Raw genomic sequence first — 22,675 nt, forward strand, 5'->3', positions numbered from 1 at the left:
TCCCATTGGGAAGCATTCCCCCGCCGGGTCTGACCCCAGCAGTTGCCGTTGGGTTAAATCAGGTATTCCGGCGCGGATACCCTTGCGCCAGTATCCTCACCCACACCACTTCCTTCTCTTCATCCGTCATCGACACCCAGTGGGCCACTTCCACCACGGTGCGGCCGCAGCCGCGGCAGATTTCATCGAAAGTCGTCGAGCACACGGCCACGCAGGGCGTGTCTGGACGCGGCGGCAATTCCTTGTCAGCCATCAGGATACCTTCGGCAGGCCGAGCTTTTCCCAGCCTTCGGTGCCCAGCGCTTCCAGGGTGGCGATATTCTTGTCGAAGATGTCCGACGCTTCCGGGAACGCCTCGACGGCGCGCTCGATGCTGTCTTCGCGCAGCAGGTGCAGGGTCGGGTACGGCGAGCGGTTCGTGTAGTTGCTGATATCGTCCTCGAACGTTTCGGCAAACTGGTAGCTCGGGTGGAAGCTGGCCACTTGCAGCTCGCCGGCCAGGTGCATGTCTTCCACGGCCGCATCGGCCACGTCGAGAAACTCGTTGTAGTCGAGGAAATCGTTCAGAGTGTACGGGTGGATCAGCAGGGTCGTGTCGATCTGCTCGGGATCCGTGTCGGCCAGGGTTTGCAGCTCGTCCATCAGCATCGCCAGCAAATCTTCGGGATTGCTCGATTCGCACACCACATAGCGGATCTGCTTCTTGACGTGCACGGCCTTGGCAAACGGGCACAGGTTCAGGCCGATCACGGCCTTTTCCAACCAGGCAACAGTATTGGCGATGATGACGGCGTTGTCGTCGTCGTGGCGCGGCGGGGTGTTCATATACTTGACTCTCTATCAATAAAGCGGCCGGCGGCTGAATGGTCGGCCAAAGCCAAATTGTACGCACTTTTGCGCAGCCTCATACCGGACGGCCGCCAGGCTTGCGCCATGACCGTGGCCATATATGCTATAACAGCGGCCGAATCGCACATCTGGCAAATTAAATTTGTAATAATTACATTATTAGCGACTGGAAACATCGCTATTGACGCCTATGTGCTGTCATCATGCTGACATAATTCTTGACTCCGGCATGTGGATATACGTACACTCGCAGCTTAATCATGGGTCTGTCCGATGTTTCTCCGACGACAACAATGGAACACTATGCACGAAAACTCCTTTAAATCTACCGTCCTGGCGGCGTTGGCCCTGGCGCTTGCGCCCGCCCTCAGCCAGGCGTACGAAGCCGGTGTTGAGAGCGATAACGCGCCAGTCGCCGCCACCACGCCCGCCCTGATCCCGATGACCGCCCAGGTCACGGCGAAACTCCCCACCCTCGACAACCGCCTGCAAAAGACCGATCGTCTGCTGAAAAACCTCAGTGACAATTCCGATCCGCTGCGCGAAGCCGACGTCTGGGGCCGCATCCGCAGCGGCTATGCGATTCCCGACATCAACAACCAGCTGGTAGCGAATCACGTCAACTGGTACGCCACCCGCCCCGACTACATCGCCCGCACGACGGCACGCGCCTCGCGCTACATTTTCCACGTGGTGCAGGAACTGGAAAAACGCGGCATGCCGACGGAACTGGCATTACTGCCGTTCATCGAGTCCGCCTTCAACCCGCAAGCGTTCTCGAGCGCCAATGCCGCCGGCATGTGGCAATTCGTGCCCGCCACGGGACGCGATTTCAACCTCAAGCAAAACATGTTCAAGGACGAGCGCCGCGGCGTGCTGGCCTCGACCGATGCGGCCCTCACGTACCTGCAGCGCCTGTATGACATGTTTGGCGATTGGCAACTGGCCCTGGCCGCCTACAACTGGGGCGAAGGCTCGGTGCAGCGCGCCATCAAGAAAAACCAGGCGCTGGGCAAGCCAACCGACTTCGAAAGCCTGGCCGACCTGATGCCGGCCGAAACGCGCAACTACGTGCCGAAATTGCAAGCGGTGAAAAACATCATCGCCAATCCGGCCCAGTTCGGCCTGACCCTGCCCGTGGTTGACAACCAGCCCTACTTCACGGCCATCGACAAGACCAGCGACATCGACATCACCGTCGCCGCCCAGCTCGCCGAACTGTCGATGGATGAATTCAAGGCCTTGAATCCGCAATTTAACCGCCCCGTCATCATCGGTGGCGAAAAGACGAAAATTCTGCTGCCGCAGGAAAACGCCGCCAAGTTCACCACCAACCTGGCGCAATGGGGCCATGCCTTGTCGAGCTGGACCACGCACAAGATCACCAATGCGCGCGAACGCATCGAAACGCTGGCGTCGAAATTCGGCACCACGGCCGACGTGCTGCGCCAGGCCAACAATATTCCCCAGCGCACGCGTTTGCGCGCCGGCTCCACCATCCTCGTGCCGAAAACCTCGGCCACGATGAACAGCGACATCACCCAGGAAATCGCCGACAGCGCCACCATGCTGCTGGAAGCGGACCGTCCTGAACGGGTCGCCAAGGCCGTGCGCCGCGTCACCAAGGGCGGCAAGGTGCAAGCGGCGCCAATTTCCCTGGTGAAACCACGCATCCAGCGCGGCGGCGGTAACAGCCGAGCCAAGGCCCGTCACTGATCGCCTGATCCGTATAGATCCACCTCACCGGCCGCCACAGCTTTGCTGTCGCGGCCGGTTGCACATCCGCTTACCCGCCCACCTACCCAGACAGGAGTCGTCATGGCTTTCTTGCAAGGCAAAAAAATCCTCATCACGGGCTTGCTGTCGAACCGCTCCATCGCCTATGGCATTGCCAAGGCTTGCCACCGCGAAGGCGCCGCCCTCGCCTTCACGTATGTGGGCGAACGCTTCAAGGAGCGCATCACGGAATTTGCGGCGGAATTCGGCAGCGAACTGGTGTTCGACTGCGACGTGTCCAGCGATGAACAGATCAGCACCGTCTTCAGCGACCTGGCGCGCCACTGGGATCAGTTGGACGGCCTGGTGCACGCCATCGGCTTCGCGCCGCGCGAGGCGATCGCCGGCGACTTCCTCGACGGCCTGTCGCGCGACAGCTTCCGCATCGCGCACGACATTTCCGCCTACAGCTTCCCCGCCATGGCCAAGGCCGCCCTGCCCCTGCTGCATCCGGGCGCGTCGGTCCTGACCCTGACCTACCTGGGCGCCGTGCGCGCCGTGCCCTACTACAACACCATGGGCCTGGCCAAGGCGTCGCTGGAAGCATCCGTGCGCTACCTGGCCGAATCGCTGGGTCCGCGCGGCATCCGCGCCAACGGCATTTCCGCCGGCCCCATCAAGACCCTGGCCGCTTCCGGCATCAAGGATTTCAGTAAATTGCTGGGATTTGTGGCCGAACACGCCCCGCTGCGCCGCAATGTCACCATCGAAGAGGTCGGCAACACGGCCGCCTTTCTGCTGTCCGACCTGGCCTCGGGCATCACGGGCGAGATTACCTACGTCGATGGCGGCTTTTCGCAAGTAATGGCCGTCAATCCCGAAATAGAGTGATGCGGTGATGGTCGATATTTTTCGGTTGTCACTTGACAACCTCGAAATATCGACCTACATTGGAGCCATCGCATGGCGCGCTCCTCGCATCCCAAGAAAGAAATCGAAGCGGCGCTGCGCCACGCGGAAAGCCAGGGCTGGCGAGTGGAAGTGGGCGGCAGCCATGCCTGGGGCAAGATCTCGCCCCTACAATGACGACGGCTGCCGCTGTGGCGAATTCTGTATCGCCTGCATCTGGAGCACGCCGAAAAACCCGGGCAACCACGCGCGGGCGATCCGCCGGGTGGTCGATAATTGCACTTTCAACAAACTGATGCACGACTGCATGCAACGCAAATCCAGAAGATAGCCATCATGGATTACATCTTTACTCTCAAGTACCGCCTGCCCGACCACGAACACGACCTCGACGCGCTGGCCGAGCGCCTGGGCAGCGGCGGTTGCGACGACGCCCTGGTCGGCATCGGGCAAGCGGGACGCCTGGCGCTGGAATTCATGCGCGAGGCCAGCAATGCCAACGCAGCCTTGCTCAGCGCCCTGGCCGACGTCAAGGCCATCGTGCCCGATGCCGTGCTGGTCGAGGCTTCGCCCGACTTCGTGGGCCTGACCGACGTGGCGCAGGTGCTGGGCCTGTCCCGGCAAAACCTGCACAAGCTGATGAGCAAATACCGCCACAGCTTCCCCGTGCCCGTGCATGAAGGCAGCGCCACCATCTGGCACCTGGACGACGTACTGGCGTGGCTGCACGCAAAGGGAACGTATCAGCTGGAACGCAGCCTGGTCGAACTGGCGCAGGTCACCCGGCAAATCAATCTGGCCAGGGAAACGCGACAGGCGCCGCCGCTGCCCGCCGACATCGTGGCCATGCTCAACTGAACGGGCGAAAACTACGTATTCCTACTGATTTCACATAGGAAACATGCGCAAAACGTGGTAGGACTTTCGTTTCTTCCCATTTAGCCCGTGCAAAACGGCGTCAAATACGGTATAGTGTCGTTGTGCGCTGCAATATGTTCCCTTGAAGCGATGGCAACACCGCAGTCATGCACTACAAACTTAGCAGCTTCGCAAGCCTTAGCGCATCCACAGGATGCCGCTTATAAAGCCCTCCCGCCTTGTGTGTCGCACCTGACACCGTCCCGGCGCAAAGCTTTTGTGCCGAAATTTCTTTCTAGTTGAGTCATTTCGTTTTGGTTGGCGTTGCTATTTTGCGTTCTGCTTTTTGCAAGAACGCTGATTTTTACGAAAGAAAAGAATGACATTTGAATCCTTAGGCCTGCATCCGTCCATCATCGCCGCTCTGACCGAATCGGGCTACACCGCGCCAACCGCGGTACAGTCGCAAGCGATTCCAGCCGCGATCGAAGGCCGTGACCTGCTGGTCTCGTCGCAGACCGGTTCGGGCAAGACCGCAGCTTTCATGCTGCCGTCGCTGCACAAACTGGCCAGCGCCGAACAAAGCGCCGCCGGCAAGACGCCGAATCAGGAAATGCAAGCATCGCGCGCCCGCGGCGAGCGTCCACGTTTCAAGGCTGCCCAGCCAAAAATGCTGGTGCTGACGCCAACGCGCGAACTGGCCCTGCAAGTGACCACCAACACCGACAAGTACAGCACCGGCATCCGCCGCATCAAGGCTGTGTCGATTCTGGGCGGCATGCCTTACCCTAAACAGATGCAATTGCTGGCCAAGAATCCTGAGATTCTGGTCGCCACCCCTGGCCGTCTGATCGACCACATGGACTCGGGCAAGATCGACTTCTCGCAACTGGAAATCCTGGTGCTGGACGAAGCCGACCGCATGCTGGACATGGGTTTCATCGACGACATCGAAAAAATCGTGGAAGCGACACCAGAAGGCCGTCAAACCATGCTGTTCTCGGCAACCTTGGACGGCGTCGTGGGTAACATGGCCCGCCGCATCACGAAGAACCCACTGGTCATCCAAGTGGCAAGCTCGAGCAACAAGCATGAAAACATCACCCAGCGCGTCCACTTCGTCGACGACCTGTCGCACAAGAATCGCCTGCTGGACCACCTGCTGCGCGACGAATCGCTGGACCAGGCTGTTGTATTCACCGCCACCAAGCGTGACGCCGACACCATCGCCGACCGTCTGAACATCGCCGGCTTCTCGGCTGCCGCCTTGCACGGCGACATGCATCAGGGCGCGCGTAACCGCACCCTGGACGGCATGCGCCGCGGCCAGGTCAAAGTGCTGGTTGCCACCGACGTTGCCGCCCGCGGTATCGACGTGCCAACGATCACCCACGTGTTCAACTACGACCTGCCGAAGTTCCCGGAAGACTACGTCCACCGCATCGGCCGTACCGGCCGCGCTGGCCGCAATGGCCTGGCCATCTCGCTGGTGAACCACGCTGAAGGCATGAACGTCAAGCGCATCGAACGCTTCACCAAGCAATTGATCCCGGTCAATGTCATCGAAGGTTTCGAGCCGAAGAAAACGGCGTCGGCACCACGTTCGAGCGCCCGTCCAGGCGGCTGGAAACCAGGCGACAACCGTGGCGGCGCGAAGCCAGGCCAACGCACGTTCAGCAAGCCAGGCGCACCACGCAAAGACGGCGCACCGAGCACCGGCGGCGGCTACAAGGGTTCCAACCCGCGCAGCACCGACGGCGCACGCCGCAGCTACGGCGACCGTTAATCACGGCGCCATGCCGCCCACAGGCGGCAGGCAATAAAAAACGGCCACCAGATCACTCTGGTGGCCGTTTTTTCATGTCCGCCGCATTTATTTTTTCGACACTTTCTGGCGCGACAGCTTGCGCAGCTTGGCCTGCTCGAAGCGCGCGTGCTGTTCCGGCGTCTCGAGCACCAGCGGCGGCACGGCCACCGGCTTGCGGTTGGCATCCACCGCCACCATCGTGAAATAGCAGCTGTTGGCATGGCGCACCAGACGCTGCTGGATGTTTTCCGTCACCACGCGGATGCCCACTTCCATCGATGTCGTACCCGTGTAATTGATCGACGCGAGGAACGTCACCAGTTCGCCCACGTGGATAGGCTGCAGGAACATCACCTGGTCCACCGACAGGGTCACCACATAGCTGCCCGAATAGCGGCTGGCGCAGGCGTAGGCGACGCTGTCGAGGTATTTGAGGATGGTGCCGCCGTGCACGTTGCCGGAAAAGTTGGCCATATCGGGCGTCATCAAGACCGTCATCGTCAGTTCGTGGGCCGACCAGTTCATCGCGCTGTCCAAAGTGTTCTCCAAGGGGGAAATTAAAAGTGAGGGAAGATGTGAAAACCGGCCCCAGGGGCCGGTTGTGAGCCTTACAGGCCCAGGGTGTCGATGTCGGCCAGCGATTCGCGGCCCTTGTCGGAAATGTCGTGGCCTTCGCCTTCGGCGCGCGCCACGATGTGGGCTTTCTTGCCCAGGAAATACGCCACGTCCGTATCGAGCTTGGTCAGCGGATCGGTGGCGACGGCGCGCAAACCCATGATGCAGCGGCGCAGGAACAGCAGTTGTTGTGCTTTCTCGGTGATGGACAGACGGCCGTCGCGTGCATAGCTGAGCAGCTTCAGACCCGACAGGCGCTTGGCATTGCGGGCAACGCAAGCACTGGGGCGCTCGGTCTTGATGCCGCGTGCAACTTGCTCCAGCGCGTCATATTCATCGGTTGTTAATTTCTCGTTCTTCATTACTTTTCCATAAAAGGCCAGGTGTTCGGCCCCCATGGTACGCGCCCCGCTGCGCATCGGCAACAGGCAACGTGAATCTACCGCCGCCCGCCATGCGGCCAGGCGGCGGAAACACGGGCGTGACGACCGTTATTTGTAGCTGCGCAGCAGCAGCCAGGCCAGGCCGCAACCAGCCACGGCGCCCGCCAGGGCCAGCGCCACGAGGTGTTTGCTGGTGATCACAGGCCGCCGGCCCAGGTAGATTTTGTTATGCAAGGAATTGCCCACGATGGTCTCCTGTACAAGAATTTTTATGATGTCTCATTATAAGAACAGAATCGTGACGGCCGCATGACACTCAGCAGTTGGAGCTTGATTTGTATCCGCTCGGCAACATTTATGCGCATTTTTGTTGTTTAATTGGCGTGCCTCTGGCGAGGCCCGCACCTTCCATTTCCGATTGGAAATAAACATCGCGCGCGCCTGCCCGCCGCCACCCATGGCGCGGCGCCACGGTCCGAGAACCGTTCAATGCATTTTCACGGGCGGTGGTGGCGGCGTTGGTTCCTCGACCGGCACGGGGTCGATGTGCGGCGGCGGTTCCGGCGGCGGCTTGAGGGGATCGCCTTCGGGCGGTGGCGGCATATCGGGTTCGGGCGTGCTGTGCGCACGCAGCGGGGCAAAGCGGAATTGTGGCTGCATGGTGGCCTCCTTTGCTCCACTGTAGCCGATACGGCCAAATCCTGGCGCCCGCCATTGGCCCGCTGCAGGGGAACTAAACGGCGTGGCGCCACTCCAACTTCGCAGGCATCCCTTCCAGCACGAGTGCAAGCGACCCCTATGGCGCGCAAGAAAATCCTCTTTATGGCCGAGGCAGTGACCCTGGCCCATGTTGGCCGTCCCCTGAGCCTGGCCCAGGAGCTGGACGAGGCAAAATACGCGGTGCATTTTGCCTGCGCCGATGGGTATGACTTTTGTTTCAAGCAAGCCCCCTTCCGCCGCTGGCGCATCGACAGTATTTCATCGCTGCAATTTCTGCAGGCGCTGGCGCACGGCAAGCCCGTGTATACGGAAAGCACCTTGCACGCGTATGTGGAAGACGACTTGCGCCTGCTCAATGCCGTCCAGCCCGACCTCGTGATCGGCGACTTCCGCCTGTCGCTGTCGGTCAGCGCGCGCCTGCAGCGCATTCCCTACATTACCGTCAGCAACGCCTACTGGAGTCCCTGGGTGCGCCAGCACTACACGGTGCCCAACCTGCCCCTGACGGGCGTGCTGCCCATCTGGCTGGCCGATCCCCTGTTCCGCCTGATCCGCCCGCTGGCCTTCGCCTCGCACGCCGTGCCCCTGAACCGCGTGCGCCGCCGCCATGGCTTGCCATCGCTGGGCAGCGACCTGCGGCGCATCTATACGGATGCCGACCGCACCTTGTACGCGGATATTCCGCAACTGTTCCCGCCGCACGGCATGCCGTCCACGCACGACTACCTGGGTCCCATCATCTGGGCGCCGCCGCTCGACTTGCCGGACTGGTGGCAGCGCCCGGAACTGAGCAGCGGACGGCCCATCATCTATGTCACCCTGGGCAGTTCAGGCCAGGGGCAATTGCTGCCGCGCGTGCTGCGCGCGCTGGCGCCCCTGCCCGTCACCGTATTGGCGGCCACGGCCGGCACCATCCGCGTCGATGCCGTGCCGCCAAATGCCTATGTCGCGCCTTTTTTACCAGGTGACGCGGCCGCCCGGCGCGCCAGCCTGGTGATCTGCAACGGCGGCAGCCCCACCAGCCAGCAAGCGCTGACGGCAGGCGTGCCTGTCATCGGCATCGCCAACAACCTCGACCAATTTCTCAACATGCACGGCATCGTGGGCGCCGGCGCCGGCCTGCTGCTGCGCGCCGACCGCTTCCAGGAAACCGCTCTGCGCCATGCCGCCACGCGCATGCTCGACGATGGCCGGGCCAAGCTGGCGGCGCGCCAGCTGGCCACGGCCATGCGCGACTATGTGCCCGCGCATCGCTTGCTGCCCCATATGCACGCCCTGCTGGGCTCGTTGCCACAAGGCGGACAACCTTGAAAGGCTGGCGTCGGTTTTTCTTACAGCGCATCGGGCAAAGCTTGCAACGCGTCAACAAAAGCACGCCAAGTCATTGATTTCAAAAGAACCTCATGCGTTGGCATGGAAGTCGCTAGGTACTGGCCATGAGCACCTGCCGACAGGTCTCAGGCAAGACTTCCAGACTCACTCAACCATGAGGTGAATACAATGAAACTCTCGAAACTGAAACTGCTCCCGGCCGCAGCGGCATTGGCCATGCTGTGCGCCGCCGGTAGCGCACAGGCGGGCGCCTACGGCTATTCGTACAACAACATCTTCGGCCTGGTGATCGCCGTGCCGACGGGCCAGATCACGGTGGCCAACAGCACCACGATCTCGCGCAGCACGGCCACCCTGAATGGCGTGAGCGTCATCAATGGCGGCGCCGGTTCGCTCGATGCCCCACGCGCCAACGTCGGCCCCGTCATCAAGGGCGAAAACGACTTCACGCAACAAGGCCCGGCAGGCAACTATTCACGCGGCGATGCGCAAATCGTCAGCACGCAGTTCCCTTCGTTCCCGCCAGGCTCCACCTCCACCCAGGCCGTCAACGTGGCCGAAGCCCACCTTGACGGGCCTGCCGGCACGGCCGATGCGTCCGGGCGCAACGGCTCGACCACGGGTTTCTCGGTCGATTTCGTCGTCGGCTCGCCCACGGCAACCCTGAGCTTCGACTTCCTGGCGTCGCCCTTCATGCAGGTCTTCCTGCAAAGCACGGTCGGGCAGCTGTCCACAGCCACGGCCAACCTGGTCGTCACCTTCACCATCACGGACGCGGCCGGCGCGACGGTATTCAACTGGACGCCGGACGGCGTGATCGGCTCGGGCATCTTCGGCGGCACGGAAAACGCCGATGGCGCCAACCTGAACACCAGCCTGGCGACCAATTTCCTCACGCGCGGCAATTTGTTCACCTACGACCCTTCCGGCTGCGGCACGCCCACGGGCACCGGTGTGGGTACAGCGTGCGGCAGCAACTTCAGCTCCGTCAGCAATGCTTTGACGGCCGGCAACTACACCTTGACCTTGAATGCGGTAGAAAGCGTGGACTTGGTGAAACAGGCGGCGACACCCGAACCGGGCACCTTGGCCTTGCTGGGCCTGGGCCTGGCCGGCCTGGGCTACGCCCGCCGCCGCAAAGTTGCCGCCTGAACCAGGCAACAGGGGGGATTCACAGGCGAGGGAGTCTCCTCGCCTTTTTTTTATGCGGCAAGCCTGTCGGTTTTCCTTACAACGCAGCCGACCAGGAGATGAGGATTTTCATGACTACATTTTTATGCACCCGACTTTCAACGGCCCTGCTGGCCTTGCTGTTGCTGGCCGGCAGCGGCACTGCCAGCGCCGCCGCCTACGGCTATTCCTACACCAGCGTCTTTGGCCTGGTCATCAGCAATCCCACCGGTTCCACCACCTTGATCAGCAATATCGACCTGTCGCGCACCACCGCCACGCTCAACGGCAGCAGCGTCATCAACGGTGGCAGCAATGAGATCGACGCGCCGCAAGCGACACGCGGCGCCGTCACCAAAGGGCAAAACGATTTTACCCAGCAAGGCATGGGCAACGCCGCGTATGCGCGCGGCGAGGCGCAAATCATCACTTCGCAAATTCCCCCGTTCCCGCCGGGCTCGACCAGTACGCATACGGTGAATGCGGCGGAAACCTTCCTGACGGGCGGCGGCAGCGCCGACGCCTCGGGACGCAACGGTTCCAGCACGGCCCTGGCCATCAATTTCATCGTCGGCCAGCCGGGCGCAACCCTGGCCTTCGACTTCCAGGCCCTGCCCTTCATGCAGCTGTACCTGGACGCGCTGGCCGGCACGGGCTCGGCGGCCACGACGAATATGGCGATGACGTTCAGCATCATCGATGACAATGGCAAGATCGTCTTCAACTGGGCGCCCGACGGCAGCCTGGGCTCCGGCATCCTGGGCGGCACCGAACTGGCCGACGCCGCCAACCTCAATACGGGCTACGCGCAAACGCCGCTCACCAGCGGCAGCGTATTCACGTACGACCCCAGCGGCTGCGGCGCGCCCACGGGCACGGGCACCGGCAAAACGTGCGGCGGGCAATATGGCGCCGTCACGGACAACCTGGTGGCGGGCAACTACACCCTCGTGCTGAACATGCTGAACAGTTCCGAACTGGCCTACGTGCCAGGCGTCACCCCGGTGGCGCTGCCCGGCACCTTGCCGCTGCTGGCGGCGGGTCTGGCAGCGCTGGCGTGCCTGGCGCCACAGCGCCGGCACCGGCGCTGATGCTGATGCTGACGCCGTGGCGCGCACGGCGTCACGCGCGCTACTGCCCCGTTGTGGGGGCCACCAGCAAGTCTTGCAGCGGACGGCGCAAGGAGCGTGCACTGGCCGCCGGCCCCGCACCGATGCGTCCGAGGAACACGGCCCGTTCGACCGCCGCCGCCCCCAGCACGCCCTGGCATTGTACGGCCAGTTCCTGCGCCATTTCCTGCATGCCATCGGTGCGCGAAAAGGTGCGCCGCTCGCGCACATAGCGGGCAAAGATCAGCGGCGTCAGTTCCGGCTGCAATTGCAGTCCCAGCTGCGTGGCCGTCAGCCAGAAGCGCTGCATGGCACGGCCGGCCGCCACGTAATCGTCGATATGGCGCGGCGGCGCATCGGCCAGCAGCGCGAAATGCGCGGCGCAATACAGGCCCGGCAGCAAGTCCATCTGCAGCCGCGGGGCAATGGTGCCGCCCAGCCAGGTATTGAAAAAATCCACGCGGCGCCAGCTGTGCATGACCCAGCGCATCAGGCGCGCCGTCATCGCATCGACGCCGAGCGCCTGCTCCGGGATGCGGTCGCTGCTGAAGCGCGCGCCCCATTCGATCACGTCGCGGTGCACCTTGTGCGCTTCGGGCATGGTCAGGCGCAGCTTTGCATTGTCGAACATCAGCCGCGCGCAGGCCAGCCGCGCGCGCCCGCCTTCGAACCATTGCACGCCATAGCCGGACGGCAAGCTGGCCGCCAGCGCCGCCTTTTCGCTGGCGCGCAGGCTGCGCGTGCTGAGCCGCCGCCGCTGCACGCTGCGCTGCGGCAGGAAGGCCGCCAGCGGATCGGGCAGCATGCCGGGGCTGTCGATCAGGTGCACATCGAAGGTGGGCAGGGTATCGGGCATGGACAGGCGCCGGCGCGCTTCCATGCGCAAGCCGTGACAGCTGGCCGCCAGCGCCATACTTTCAAGCAAGGCGCCCAGCGATAGCTGGCTGGGATGGCCGTCGAGGTCGTACACGCAGTGGCTGCGCGTATCGAAGCCATGCACGACCACGTGGCGCGGGTCCACGACTTCAAAGCGCCACGGCTGCGTGTTGTCGCCGCTGGGCGCCCAGCGCGCCTGGTCGAGGATGCTTTCCAGCACGGGATCGTTCAACAGTGCTTGCGCCATTTATGCCCCCTGCGCGGCGCGACGCCGCTTGATGATGGCCATCGTCAGGCGCTGCAGCGGATGACGGTTGCCGCCGGGACGCCAGGTATGCACGAGCTTGTTGCGGTAGGCGTCGAAATGCACACCGTGCGGCGCCGCCATCACCTTGCCTCGTTTCAACAGAATTTTCAAGGCTTCCGTGGCGGCCGCGCCCGCGCACAGCTGGCAGCCCATGATGGTCGACGGCCCGCGCCGCTCCTTCAGGTTGATGGCGGACGGGTCGACCAGGTAGGGGCCGTGCAAGCCGGCCGGCGCCAGCCCGACGAGAAAGCGCAGCGCTTTTTCTTCTTCGGGCAAGTCGCCCCAGCCAAAATACTCTTCGAACGTCATGCCGCCCGGCATGAAGCTGAGCACGGCCGTACCCATGCCCAGCGGCGCGGCCGTGATGGCGGGAATGCCCAGGCGGGCGCACGTGGCGAAAGTGGCCTGGCGTGCGGGAAAAGCGAAGAAATCCAGGCCGTCCACATACAGGTCGACACCGGCAAAGAACTCGGCCAGGTTGCTGTCGTGTATGCCGTCGGGAAACTGCTTGATGTCGAGTTCGGGATTGATGTCGCGCGCCATCTGCGCCAGCACGGCCACCTTGGGCTGGCCCAGGGTGGAGACCATGGCGCCGGCCTGGCGGTTGAAGTTGGCGATATCGAAGGTATCGAAATCGGCGATGTGGAAAGCGCCGATGCCCAGCCGCGCCAGGGTCAGCAAGTGCACGCCGCCGACACCACCCATGCCGGCAATGGCCACGCGCTTGCCGCGCAAGCTGTTTTGCTCCGCCTGCGTGACCCAGCCCAGGTTGCGGGCAAATGCCGCGTGATAGGAAAAACCATCTGTCATGCTCACCTCTACTATGCGTCCGCTAAGGACCAAGAAGAATTTGACAGATGGTCAGGCGATAAGTTCCCGTTCTGACGAAAACTTAGCGGGCCAGCCGGCGCTGGGCCGCCGGCGCCGGGCGCGGTGCCCCTGCCACTGCGCCCACCTTGAACACGCTGACGATCTGCGCCAGCCCGGCCGCCTGCTCGTTCATCGCCTGCGCCGCCGCCGACGCCTGCTCGACGAGGGCCGAGTTTTGCTGCGTCATGTTATCCATCTCGACGATGGCCTGGTTGATCTGCTCGATGCCGGCACTTTGCTCGGCGCTGGCCGAGGAAATCTCGGCCACGATATCGGTCACGTGCTGCACACTGGAAACGACTTTTTCCATCGTCTCGCCGGCCAGCGCCACCAGTTTTTCACCGGCACCCACTTGCTCGGCAGAACTGTCGATCAATTGCTTGATCTCCTTGGCGGCTGCGGCCGAACGCTGCGCCAGGTTGCGCACCTCGCTGGCCACGACGGCGAAGCCACGGCCCTGCTCGCCCGCGCGCGCCGCTTCCACGGCTGCGTTCAGGGCCAGGATGTTCGTCTGGAAGGCGATGCCGTCAATGACGGCGATGATGTCGCCGATCTTTTTCGACGAGGCATTGATGGCGCCCATGGTGTCGACCACCTGGCTCACCACGCCGCCCGCCTGGCTCGCCACTTGCGAGGCGGAAATGGCCAGCTGGTTCGCCTGGCGCGCATTGTCCGCATTCTGGCGCACGGTCGAGGTCATTTCTTCCATGGTCGACGCCGTTTCTTCCAGCGATCCCGCCTGCTGCTCCGTGCGCGCCGACAAGTCGTGGTTGCCCGAGGCGATCTCGCCCGACGCCGTAGAAATGGATTCCGCATCGGTGCGCACCTGGCTCACCAGATGGGCCAGGTTGTCGCGCATGGCCTTGATCGCCATCAGCAAACTCGATGTATCGCCGGGGCGCGTATCGATGTGCGTGGTCAGGTCGCCCTGGGCGATTTGCGCCACGATGGCCGCTGCATAGTCGGGTTCGCCGCCGAGCTGGGCCAGGATGCGGCGCAGCATCAGGGCCGCCAGGGCGCCCACCACCAGCATCAGCGCCCCGCCGATGGCCAGCAGCACGCCCGCCTGGGCCCAGAATTTGTGGTTGATGTCATCGATATACGTACCCGTGCCGATCAGCCAGTCCCACGGCGCAAATTTCACCACGGCATACATCTTCGCCACAGGGTCGGGCACGCCGGGACGCGTGCCGTCCGCCTGCACGAGGCCGATGCGGCTGGTGGCCAGGGCCACGCGGTAACGGTCGCCCGACTGCTTCATGTTCTTTTGCGGCACGCCGATGCGCGACGCATTCGGATGCACGTACAGCAAGTCGGTGCTGAAATCGCGTACGAAATAATACATCTCGTCCTTGGCGAAGCTGCCGATGGCCAGCTTGGCCTGCTGCTGGGCCTGCTCACGCGTGAGCTTGCCCGACTGTTCCAGCGCATAGGCCTTTTCCACGGACGCGTTGGCCAGCTCCACCAGCACCGTCAATTGCTCGACCCTTTCCGCCATCATGGTCTGGCGCAGGGAATACAGGGAGAATGAAGCGATGAGGACGATGCCCAGCAAGGTGCTGAAACACAGGAGGAGAATGCGCGAACGGAGTGTCATGGGTGCCTGGAAATAAATAGGAGAATTAATTGCCCAATGGAAATCTTTTCAGAAAAGCAAAACGGGCGGCGCTACCGGGCTGTGCCCGGCAGGCACCGCCCGCTGTAAGTTACTGTTGAAGGTCAGGCCAAGGCTTCCTTGGCCGCCTCTTCCGGCGTCAAACCGTCGTAGAACTGGTCGGTAAACCACTCGACCTGCTCTTCGATGTGGTCCTGCGCCTGCGCCACGGTGGCGCCGCCAGCCACGAGGAAGCCTTCGACCTCGATACACCAGTTGATCAACTCCAGGGTTTCCGGATCGAGCTCTTCTTTCTTAGCCATCGTATTTCCTTGCTTGTTAAATTGCGATATCACATCAATAAGCGGCAGTTTAACAGCTTCGCCACGCTGCCGCCCATGCAGATCAAACACGAGGGTTACTTGGCTGCAACGTTTTTGCGTTCCGGATACAGCACCACCTGCACATAATTGTGCATGTCCAGGTAGCGTTGCGCCGCCAGCTTGACGGCTTGCGGCGTGATGGCGCGCACGCGCTGCTCGTAGCGCAGGATGTGCGCGGGGTCGCGTCCCTGCGTCACGGAACCCATCAACTGACTCATCCAGTAGCGGTTTTCGCGCAGCGACTTTTGCTGGCGCGTGATCCAGTTCAGCTTGACCTTTTCCAGGTCGGCCGCCGATGGCCCGTCCGTCTTCATCTTGTTGATTTCGGCAAAGGCGGCGGCGATCACCTTGTCCACGTTTTCGGGTCCCGTCGGCAAGTTCAAGGCCACCGAATAATGGCCATACGGATGCTGGCCCATCGAGGTTTCAAAACCGCCGCCATAGATCATGCTCATCTTTTCGCGCAGCACTTCGATGACTTTCAGGTTCAGCACTTCGCCCAGCGCTTGCAAGGTCAGCTTTTGCTCGTCCGAATACGCCACGTCGCCATTGAAGGTGATGGAAATCGTGCTCTTGGGCTCGCTGCCCATGTAGATGTCCTTCTTGACGACCCCGGTCACCGGGCGCATGCCCACGTCGCGGTAGGCATGCGGCACGTCGCCCACGGGCAAGGTGCCCAGGTAACTGGCGATCAGCGGCTTGATCTTGTCGAGCTCGAAGCTGCCCGCGAAGATGAAGGTCATGCCGCGTGCGCTGGAAAAACGCTGGCGGAAGATGTCCAGCGAACGGTCCAGGCCCACCTTGTCGAAGTCGGCCGCGCGCGGCACGCCGTCGACGCGCGGATTGTCGCCAAACATGGCGTGCTGGATGGCGTCGTAAAACACGGCTTCCGGCTGCGCCATGCTGTTTTTCGCCAGGTCCTGCTGCTTGCCGATGAAAGACTGGTACAGGCCAGCATCCTTGCGTACGTCATTGAAATACAAATACACCAGTTGCAGCATGGCTTCCACGTCGGCGCTGCTGGCCGAGCCGCCAAAACCTTCGCTCAGCTCGCCCAGCGACGCGCCTACATTGACCGTTTTTCCGGCCAACACTTTTTGCAAGTCCAGCGGCGCCATGTCTTTCAAGCCCATGCTGCCGACCACGGCGCTGGCATAGCGGGCGTTGTAGATGTCGGCGTCGCCGAACAGCGACTGGCCGCCGAAGCGCGTCGAGCCCATCAGCACTTGGTCATTCTTGAAGTCCGTCGGTTTGAGCAGCACGCGCACGCCATTGCCTAGGGTCAGTTCCGTCACGCCGATGGCGCTGTTCAACTTTTCCGAGACGATGCTGCCGCCGGCCGGCGGGCCATCCATCAGCTTGCTGGCCAGGACTTTTTCCGTGCGCGGCTCGACCTTTTGCTGCTCGGCCTTCGCCACGGCGTCGAGCAATTGCTGCTGCGTCGGCACGCTGGCACCCGGTTTCGGCTCGGCGCCCATGAAGACCACCAGTTTCTTTTGCTGGTCGGGAATCACCTTGGCCACCGTCTCGTTGATTTCCTGCAAGGTTACCTGTGGCAAGAGCTCCTGCGCGTACAGCAATTCATTGGCGATGCCGGGGATGGCTTCCTGTTCCAGGAAGTTGCGCGAATACTCGGCGACGAAACCGGCCGAATCGGATTTATCGCGTTCGCTGTATGCGCGCTCGTAATTGCGCAGCATGTCCTTGCGCGCGCGGTCCAGTTCATCCTGGCTGAAACCGAAGCGGCGCGCCCGCTCATCTTCCTGCACCAGCGCATCGACGGCCGGCTGCACGCCGCCCTTGCCCAGCAAGGCATAGGCGCTGAACGATTCATAGCCGCGCACCAGCTTGCCCATGCTGCTGCCGCCCTGGATGAACGGGGGATTGGCTTGCTGCGTCAATTCCTGCATGCGTGCGCTGAGCATTTGCCCGTACAGGTTCTCGATCATCTGGCGGCGGTAGTCGGCGATGGTGACGGGCTCCTGCGCGGCGCGGATCGGGTAGCGGATGAAAACACTGTCGTCCGGCGCTTCCTTGTCCGTGATCACCAGCGCTTCCGTCTGCGAGCGTTGCGGCACTTCCGCATACAGGCGCAGACGCGGTTTTGCGGGGTTTTTCAGCTTGCCGAAATGCTGGCGGATCAGCTTTTCAGCCTGTTTCGGCTCCACATCACCGACCACCATCACGGCCATCAGGTCGGGACGGTACCAGTCTTTATAGAAACGCTTGATGGCTTCCGGCTTGAACGTTTTCAGCACGGATTCCTTGCCGATCGGCATGCGTTCCGCGTAGCGCGAACCGTTCAGCAGCTTCGGATACAGCACCTTGTTCATGCGGTCGCTGGCGCCCTTGCCCAGGCGCGCCTCTTCCAGCACGATGCCGCGCTCGCTGTTGATGTCGGCCGGGTTGAATTTCAAGCCATGCGCCCAGTCTTCCAGCACGAGAAAACCCTTTTCCAGGTTTTCCTTCTTGTTCGTGGGAATCGGCAGCACGTACACGGTTTCATCAAAGCTCGTGTAGGCGTTCAGGTCGGCACCGAACTTCACGCCGATCGATTGCAGATATGAAATCAGCTCATTGCGCTTGAAATGCGTGGAACCATTGAAGGCCATGTGTTCCGTGAAGTGGGCCAGGCCTTGCTGGTCGTCATCTTCCAGGATGGAACCGGCTTTCACCACCAGGCGCAATTCCACTTTCTGCGCGGGACGGGCATTTTTCTTGATGTAATAGGTCAAGCCGTTCGGCAGTTTTCCAACGGTAACTTCTGGTGCCAGCGGCAGGGGATCGCTCAAACGGATTTCCGCCTGGGCCATGCAGGCGCACGCCAGCAAGACGGCGCCCGAGATCAGGCGTAATTTACTCAGCTTCATGTATTCTCAACGGTAAGATTCAGTAAGCGTACCTTACACTGAAATCCTGTTTCCGCCATTAAAAACAGCTTAGGAAAAACTGCTTTCCCCAGGCAACTTTGCCGAATAACAAACTCAGCAGTACCCTGCCCCTTTTTTTCAATTGTGCTAAAGTATTGCCGCCGGTCATGTGGACCGGCACAACAATACGTCTTCGGGGCGGGGTGCGATTCCCCACCGGCGGTAAGACCGGCAACGGTCAAGCCCGCGAGCGCCTGTCAAACTTCGTTTGGCAGGGTCAGCAGATCTGGTGCGACTCCAGAGCCGACGGTATAGTCCGGATGAAAGAAGATGTGCAGTAAACGCGATGTCCGCTCGACCTGTCGATGCGGCCGGCTGCGTCTATTCGCTTGCCCTGCAGCGTTTTTCGCCTATGCGAGGAGCGTTTCACCATGTTAGTCAACAGCTATACCCTGCTTTCCAACGACCTCGAAGGTCGCATCCAATCCGCCCTGGCCGCCATGCGCGCCGGCATCCCCGTCATCCTGCTCGACGATTTCGACCGTGAAAACGAAGCCGACCTGATCCTGTCTGCCGAAAAACTCACGCACGAAACCATGGCACTCTTGATCCGCGAATGCAGCGGCATCGTCTGCCTGTGCCTGCCGACGGACGTCGTCAGCGCGCTGGAATTGCCGCCCATGTCGTCCGACAACGGCAGCCGCTACGGTACGCCGTTTACCGTCTCCATCGAGGCGCGCGACGGCGTCACGACGGGCGTGTCGGCCGCCGACAGGGTTGCCACCATCCGCGCCGCCATCGCGCCGAACGCCAAGCCCGCCGACCTGGTGCGCCCCGGCCACGTCTTCCCCTTGCGCGCCGCTCCCGGTGGCGTGCTCGAGCGCCGTGGCCACACGGAAGGCTCCGTCGACCTGTCGCGCATGGCGGGCCTGAACCCGGCCGCCGTGCTGTGCGAGCTGATGAATCCGGACGGCACCATGATGCGCGGCGACGATATCGAACGCTTCGCCGAACTGCATGGCATGCCGATACTCACCATCGAAGAACTGGTGGAATGGCGCAGCACGCGCGAGCAATAAACTGTCAGGCGGCGACGGTCTTCGGCAGATGTACGTGCCGGTAGACCAGGCCCGCCGCCAGGCCATACGCGACGGCAATCGTCGCGTAGGCCAGCGGCAAGCGCAGCGACCAGTCCTGCACCATGTGCAGGATGCTGCCGATCAAGGCCACGCCCACGAGCGCGCCGATTTGCCGGTTCGCATTCAGGGCGGCCGCCGCGCTGTTCGCATGCTGCTTGCCGGCCACCCGCATCACGGTGGCCGTCATGGCGGGAATGGCGATGCCGATAGCCACGTTCATGATGGCCGTGCCCAGCGCCAGCAGCGCAAACGGCGTACCCGGACGCAAGCCCATCAGCAACAGCGCCATGACGGCGCCCACCAGCAAGCCAGCCAGCATCGGCAGACGCGTACCATGGCGGGCCGCAATACTTCCCGCCATGAAATTGCCTACCGTATAGGCCGCCATCATGGGCAGCAGGCGCAAGCCCGACTGCAAGGCGTCGGCGCCGCCCGACTGCTGCAGGAACAGGCTCAATAGGAACAGCTGGCCGAAGACGCAAAAATTGATCAAGAAACCCACGCCATTGGCCGCGCCGAAGCTGCTGCTGTGAAACAGTGCGCGCGGCAACAGAGGATGGCTGCCGCTGCGCTCGCGCCGCAGCAACTGTCCGGCCGACAGCACCGTCAGCGCCACCGCCGCCAGCACACCGGGCGACAGCCAGCCCAGCACGGGCCCTTCGATCAGCACGAAACTGAGGCCCGCCAGCGCCGCCACGCCCAGCGCATGGCTGAACAGTGACAGATCGCGCGGCTGGCGTGCCGGCGCGGCCAGCAGCAATTGCGCCATGACGATAGCCAGCACGCCCAACGGCACGTTGACCCAGAACACGCTGCGCCAGCCGAACTGGTGCACGAGGATGCCGCCGATCAATGGGCCGGACGCGCCAGCCACGCCCACCAGCGCCGACCACGCGCCCAGCATGCGCGTGCGCTCGCGCTCGTCGTCAAAGCTGTGCGTCAGCAGGCTGAGCGAACTGGGCATGAACAGGGCCGCGCCCGCGCCCTGCAGCAGGCGCGCCGCCGTCAAGAAATGCCCGTCGGGCGCGGCGCCGCACAAAATCGAGCCGAGCAGGAAAACGCCCAGGCCGCCCTGGTACACGGCTTTCGGCCCGTAGCGGTCGGCCAGCGCACCGCCGGCCAGCAGCAGCGCGGCAAACGTCAGGGTGTAGCCGTCGACCACCCAGACCAGGCCCGTCAACGGTATGGCCAGGTCCAGCGCAATATCGGACAGCGCCACATTGACGGCCGTGACATCGATCATCGCCATGACGAAGCCGAAGGCCAGGGTCAGCAGGCGCGGTGTAGGGGCAGACATGGTATTCCTTGCAGAGACAGCGGGGCAGCCATTATGCGAGCGTTGCATGATGCAGTAAACAGGCATAAAATCGGCACCTTGATGCAGAAACGCATCACCAATCACAAGGAAACGGATGGACTGGGATAACGCACGCATCTTTCTCGCCATCGGCCGGGCCGGCACCTTGCGCGGCGCCGCCGCCCTGCTGCGCATCGACCAGGCCACGTGCGGGCGCCGCCTGGCCGCGCTGGAAAGCTCGCTGGGCGCCACCCTGTTCCTGCGCACGCCGTCGGGCTACGTGCCCACGCCGGCCGGCGAGCTGGCGCTCACGGCCGCCGAAGCGATGGAGCGGGCGGCCGACAAGCTGCAGCGCGAGATGCAGGGCGTCGACAACCGTTTAAGCGGCCTGGTGCGCGTGGCCACCACGGACACCATGGCCAGCCATTTCGTCATCCGCGCCATGCAGCAGCTGCACGCGGCCCACCCGGACATCCGCATCGTGCTCAACGTGGCGCCCGCGCTGGCCAGCCTGACGCGGCGCGAAGCGGACCTGGCCGTACGCGGCGTGCGCCCCACCGATCCGGACCTGATCTCGCGCCACCTCGTCAAGCGCAGCCTGGGCCTGTATGCGTCGAAAAGCTACCTGGCCGAACGGGGCGAGCCCGTGCGCGGCACGGCACTGGCCGGCCACGACATCGTCATCTACCACCATTCCGTGACGCCGCGCCATGGCGAGAAAATCGCCGGCGAATCCGTCGCCAACGCCCGGGTCGCCATGGAAGTGAACTCGGCGGCGATGCTGCAGGAAGCCACGCGCGCGGGCCTGGGCGTGGCCGAGCTGGCCACCCACCTGGGCGACATCGACCCGCAGCTCGTGCGCATCTGGCCCGAGCGGACGGAAGCGTATGACGTGTGGCTGGTCATGCATGCGGACCTGAACCGTTCTGCCCGCGTGCGGGCGGCGGCCGACGCGATTATCCACAGCGTCGCCAGCGTGGCCGGTCAATAAAGGGCCTGCCGTGCACGGCTGCACAATCGCTTGTATCGAACGCATCCAATGTTAAGATGCCATGATGACCCTATCCGTCTCCCTCATCATCAGCCTGCGCCGCCTGCACCGGGCCACCATGGCCTGGCTGGTCAGCTGGTGGCGCATGCTGCATTTCGCCATCCTCGTGTTTTCGCTGGCCCTGTCGCCATCGAGCTATAACCGCGACAACCGCCCCATCCTCGCGCACCGCCTGGTGACGAACACGGCGCCCAATCTCGTGTGGTTCAGCGTCGCCTGCGCGCTCGTCAGCCTGGTGCTGATACGCATCGTCGTCGTCAGCGCGCAAAGCTACGGCCTGTCGCGCTATGCGCTGGAAATGGTGGTGCGCGTGCTGGTGCTGGAACTGATCCCCCTGACGGCCGCCCTGTTCGTCGCGCTGCGCCTGACCCTGCCCGACGGCATTGCGTTTGCGCAAATGCGCTCGTCCGGCATGCTCGACAAGATGCAGCGACAGGGCGTCGACCTGCTGCGCCGCGAATACTTTCCGCGCGTCATGTCCGGCATCTTCGCCGTGTGGATGCTGGCCATCGTCAGCTGCGTCACCTCGCTGATCCTCGCCTACATCACCATCTACGGTTTTACGCCGTGGGCGCTGCAGGGCTACACGCGCGTCGTGGGACAGATCTTCAATCCGGCCGTGGCGCTGATCCTGATGCTCAAAGTCATCTTCTTCAGCTTTGCCGTCGCCCTGATCCCGCTGGCCTCGTCGTACTATCCGGAAGAACCGCACGGCCGGCGCAACCGCCTGTGGGCCGCGCACGGGCTGTCCGAAATGCTGCGCCTGTTTTCCGTCATCCTGCTGGTCGAAGTGGCTTCGCTGATGGGCAATTACTACTGA

General features: G+C 62.8%; 22 protein-coding genes, 1 pseudogene and 1 riboswitch. Of the genes and pseudogenes, 11 read left to right on the plus strand and 12 right to left on the minus strand.

Annotated elements, in window-relative coordinates; all coding sequences use genetic code 11:
- Window positions 1-58: 58 nt before the first annotated feature.
- The gene (locus OPV09_RS20365; protein ID WP_034749680.1) at window positions 59-253 is read right to left on the minus strand and encodes a DUF1289 domain-containing protein; all 195 of its coding nucleotides are present in this window, start codon (window positions 251-253) and stop codon (window positions 59-61) included.
- Window positions 253-825 (minus strand): DUF1415 domain-containing protein, encoded by a 573-nt coding sequence (locus tag OPV09_RS20370; RefSeq protein ID WP_319992807.1) that lies wholly within the window; start codon window positions 823-825, stop codon window positions 253-255. Before OPV09_RS20370 ends, OPV09_RS20365 begins: the two co-directional genes overlap by 1 nt.
- Before the next feature lie 327 nt (window positions 826-1,152).
- Here OPV09_RS20370 and OPV09_RS20375 point away from each other — a divergent pair, with 327 nt between their 5' ends.
- The 5 genes and pseudogenes from OPV09_RS20375 (at window position 1,153) to OPV09_RS20395 (ending at window position 6,118) form a co-directional block, all read left to right on the plus strand.
- Complete coding sequence (locus OPV09_RS20375) at window positions 1,153-2,565, plus strand: transglycosylase SLT domain-containing protein (protein ID WP_034749684.1); 1,413 nt, start codon at window positions 1,153-1,155, stop codon at window positions 2,563-2,565.
- Between the two features lie 102 nt (window positions 2,566-2,667).
- Window positions 2,668-3,456 (plus strand): enoyl-ACP reductase FabI, encoded by a 789-nt coding sequence (gene fabI / locus OPV09_RS20380; protein WP_338679230.1) that lies wholly within the window; start codon window positions 2,668-2,670, stop codon window positions 3,454-3,456.
- A 72-nt stretch (window positions 3,457-3,528) separates the two neighbouring features.
- Window positions 3,529-3,805 (plus strand): annotated as a pseudogene (locus tag OPV09_RS20385) (hypothetical protein).
- 5 nt (window positions 3,806-3,810) lie between these two features.
- Window positions 3,811-4,332, plus strand: coding sequence for a DNA-binding protein (locus OPV09_RS20390; RefSeq protein WP_331777923.1), 522 nt, complete (start codon window positions 3,811-3,813; stop codon window positions 4,330-4,332).
- 379 nt (window positions 4,333-4,711) lie between these two features.
- Window positions 4,712-6,118: a DEAD/DEAH box helicase gene (locus tag OPV09_RS20395; RefSeq protein ID WP_035820280.1), complete on the plus strand. Its 1,407-nt coding sequence runs from the start codon at window positions 4,712-4,714 to the stop codon at window positions 6,116-6,118.
- A gap of 87 nt (window positions 6,119-6,205) precedes the next feature.
- Here the strand turns inward: OPV09_RS20395 and OPV09_RS20400 are convergent, their stop codons facing one another.
- The 4 genes from OPV09_RS20400 to OPV09_RS20415 form a co-directional block, all read right to left on the minus strand.
- Window positions 6,206-6,664, minus strand: a complete 459-nt coding sequence (locus OPV09_RS20400; protein ID WP_034750191.1) for an acyl-CoA thioesterase — start codon at window positions 6,662-6,664, stop codon at window positions 6,206-6,208.
- 83 nt (window positions 6,665-6,747) lie between these two features.
- Window positions 6,748-7,116: a hypothetical protein gene (locus OPV09_RS20405; protein WP_034749696.1), complete on the minus strand. Its 369-nt coding sequence runs from the start codon at window positions 7,114-7,116 to the stop codon at window positions 6,748-6,750.
- A 129-nt stretch (window positions 7,117-7,245) separates the two neighbouring features.
- Window positions 7,246-7,383 carry a hypothetical protein gene (locus OPV09_RS20410; protein WP_162995739.1) on the minus strand — a complete coding sequence of 46 codons (138 nt, stop codon included), beginning with the start codon at window positions 7,381-7,383 and terminating at the stop codon, window positions 7,246-7,248.
- Window positions 7,384-7,623: 240 nt separating this feature from the next.
- On the minus strand, window positions 7,624-7,797 hold the full coding sequence (locus OPV09_RS20415; RefSeq protein WP_175560443.1) for a hypothetical protein: 174 nt from the start codon (window positions 7,795-7,797) through the stop codon (window positions 7,624-7,626).
- A gap of 138 nt (window positions 7,798-7,935) precedes the next feature.
- On the opposite strand from OPV09_RS20415, the gene OPV09_RS20420 reads away from it, so the two are divergent.
- From OPV09_RS20420 to OPV09_RS20430, 3 genes are all read left to right on the plus strand, one after another.
- Window positions 7,936-9,168, plus strand: a complete 1,233-nt coding sequence (locus tag OPV09_RS20420; RefSeq protein ID WP_338679231.1) for a glycosyltransferase — start codon at window positions 7,936-7,938, stop codon at window positions 9,166-9,168.
- Window positions 9,169-9,357: 189 nt separating this feature from the next.
- Window positions 9,358-10,341 (plus strand): EDSAP-1 family PEP-CTERM protein, encoded by a 984-nt coding sequence (locus OPV09_RS20425; protein WP_034749700.1) that lies wholly within the window; start codon window positions 9,358-9,360, stop codon window positions 10,339-10,341.
- A 110-nt stretch (window positions 10,342-10,451) separates the two neighbouring features.
- A complete protein-coding gene (locus OPV09_RS20430; RefSeq protein WP_338679232.1) occupies window positions 10,452-11,450 on the plus strand; it encodes an EDSAP-1 family PEP-CTERM protein in 999 nt (332 codons plus the stop codon).
- Window positions 11,451-11,490: 40 nt separating this feature from the next.
- On the opposite strand, the gene OPV09_RS20435 is transcribed toward OPV09_RS20430, so the two are convergent.
- The 5 genes from OPV09_RS20435 to OPV09_RS20455 form a co-directional block, all read right to left on the minus strand.
- Window positions 11,491-12,591, minus strand: coding sequence for a nitroreductase family protein (locus OPV09_RS20435; protein WP_331777927.1), 1,101 nt, complete (start codon window positions 12,589-12,591; stop codon window positions 11,491-11,493).
- Window positions 12,592-13,461: a ThiF family adenylyltransferase gene (locus tag OPV09_RS20440; protein WP_034749708.1), complete on the minus strand. Its 870-nt coding sequence runs from the start codon at window positions 13,459-13,461 to the stop codon at window positions 12,592-12,594.
- Between the two features lie 82 nt (window positions 13,462-13,543).
- Window positions 13,544-15,118: a methyl-accepting chemotaxis protein gene (locus tag OPV09_RS20445; protein WP_338679233.1), complete on the minus strand. Its 1,575-nt coding sequence runs from the start codon at window positions 15,116-15,118 to the stop codon at window positions 13,544-13,546.
- Between the two features lie 122 nt (window positions 15,119-15,240).
- Complete coding sequence (locus OPV09_RS20450; protein ID WP_010399555.1) at window positions 15,241-15,438, minus strand: hypothetical protein; 198 nt, start codon at window positions 15,436-15,438, stop codon at window positions 15,241-15,243.
- A 95-nt stretch (window positions 15,439-15,533) separates the two neighbouring features.
- On the minus strand, window positions 15,534-18,368 hold the full coding sequence (locus tag OPV09_RS20455; protein ID WP_338679234.1) for an insulinase family protein: 2,835 nt from the start codon (window positions 18,366-18,368) through the stop codon (window positions 15,534-15,536).
- A gap of 185 nt (window positions 18,369-18,553) precedes the next feature.
- Window positions 18,554-18,704, plus strand: a riboswitch (FMN riboswitch).
- Window positions 18,705-18,799: 95 nt separating this feature from the next.
- On the opposite strand from OPV09_RS20455, the gene ribB reads away from it, so the two are divergent.
- The gene (gene ribB / locus OPV09_RS20460) at window positions 18,800-19,447 is read left to right on the plus strand and encodes a 3,4-dihydroxy-2-butanone-4-phosphate synthase (RefSeq protein WP_034749721.1); all 648 of its coding nucleotides are present in this window, start codon (window positions 18,800-18,802) and stop codon (window positions 19,445-19,447) included.
- A 4-nt stretch (window positions 19,448-19,451) separates the two neighbouring features.
- On the opposite strand, the gene OPV09_RS20465 is transcribed toward ribB, so the two are convergent.
- A complete protein-coding gene (locus tag OPV09_RS20465; protein WP_338679235.1) occupies window positions 19,452-20,804 on the minus strand; it encodes an MFS transporter in 1,353 nt (450 codons plus the stop codon).
- Between the two features lie 115 nt (window positions 20,805-20,919).
- On the opposite strand from OPV09_RS20465, the gene OPV09_RS20470 reads away from it, so the two are divergent.
- Together OPV09_RS20470 and OPV09_RS20475 are read left to right on the plus strand one after the other, a co-directional pair.
- Complete coding sequence (locus OPV09_RS20470; RefSeq protein ID WP_338679236.1) at window positions 20,920-21,795, plus strand: LysR family transcriptional regulator; 876 nt, start codon at window positions 20,920-20,922, stop codon at window positions 21,793-21,795.
- 64 nt (window positions 21,796-21,859) lie between these two features.
- Entirely contained in the window at window positions 21,860-22,675 is an 816-nt protein-coding gene (locus OPV09_RS20475) for an MlaE family ABC transporter permease (RefSeq protein WP_070302288.1), read from the plus strand.

Origin of the sequence: Janthinobacterium sp. TB1-E2, from assembly GCF_036885605.1 — a bacterium.
GTDB lineage: Bacteria > Pseudomonadota > Gammaproteobacteria > Burkholderiales > Burkholderiaceae_D > Janthinobacterium > Janthinobacterium aestuarii.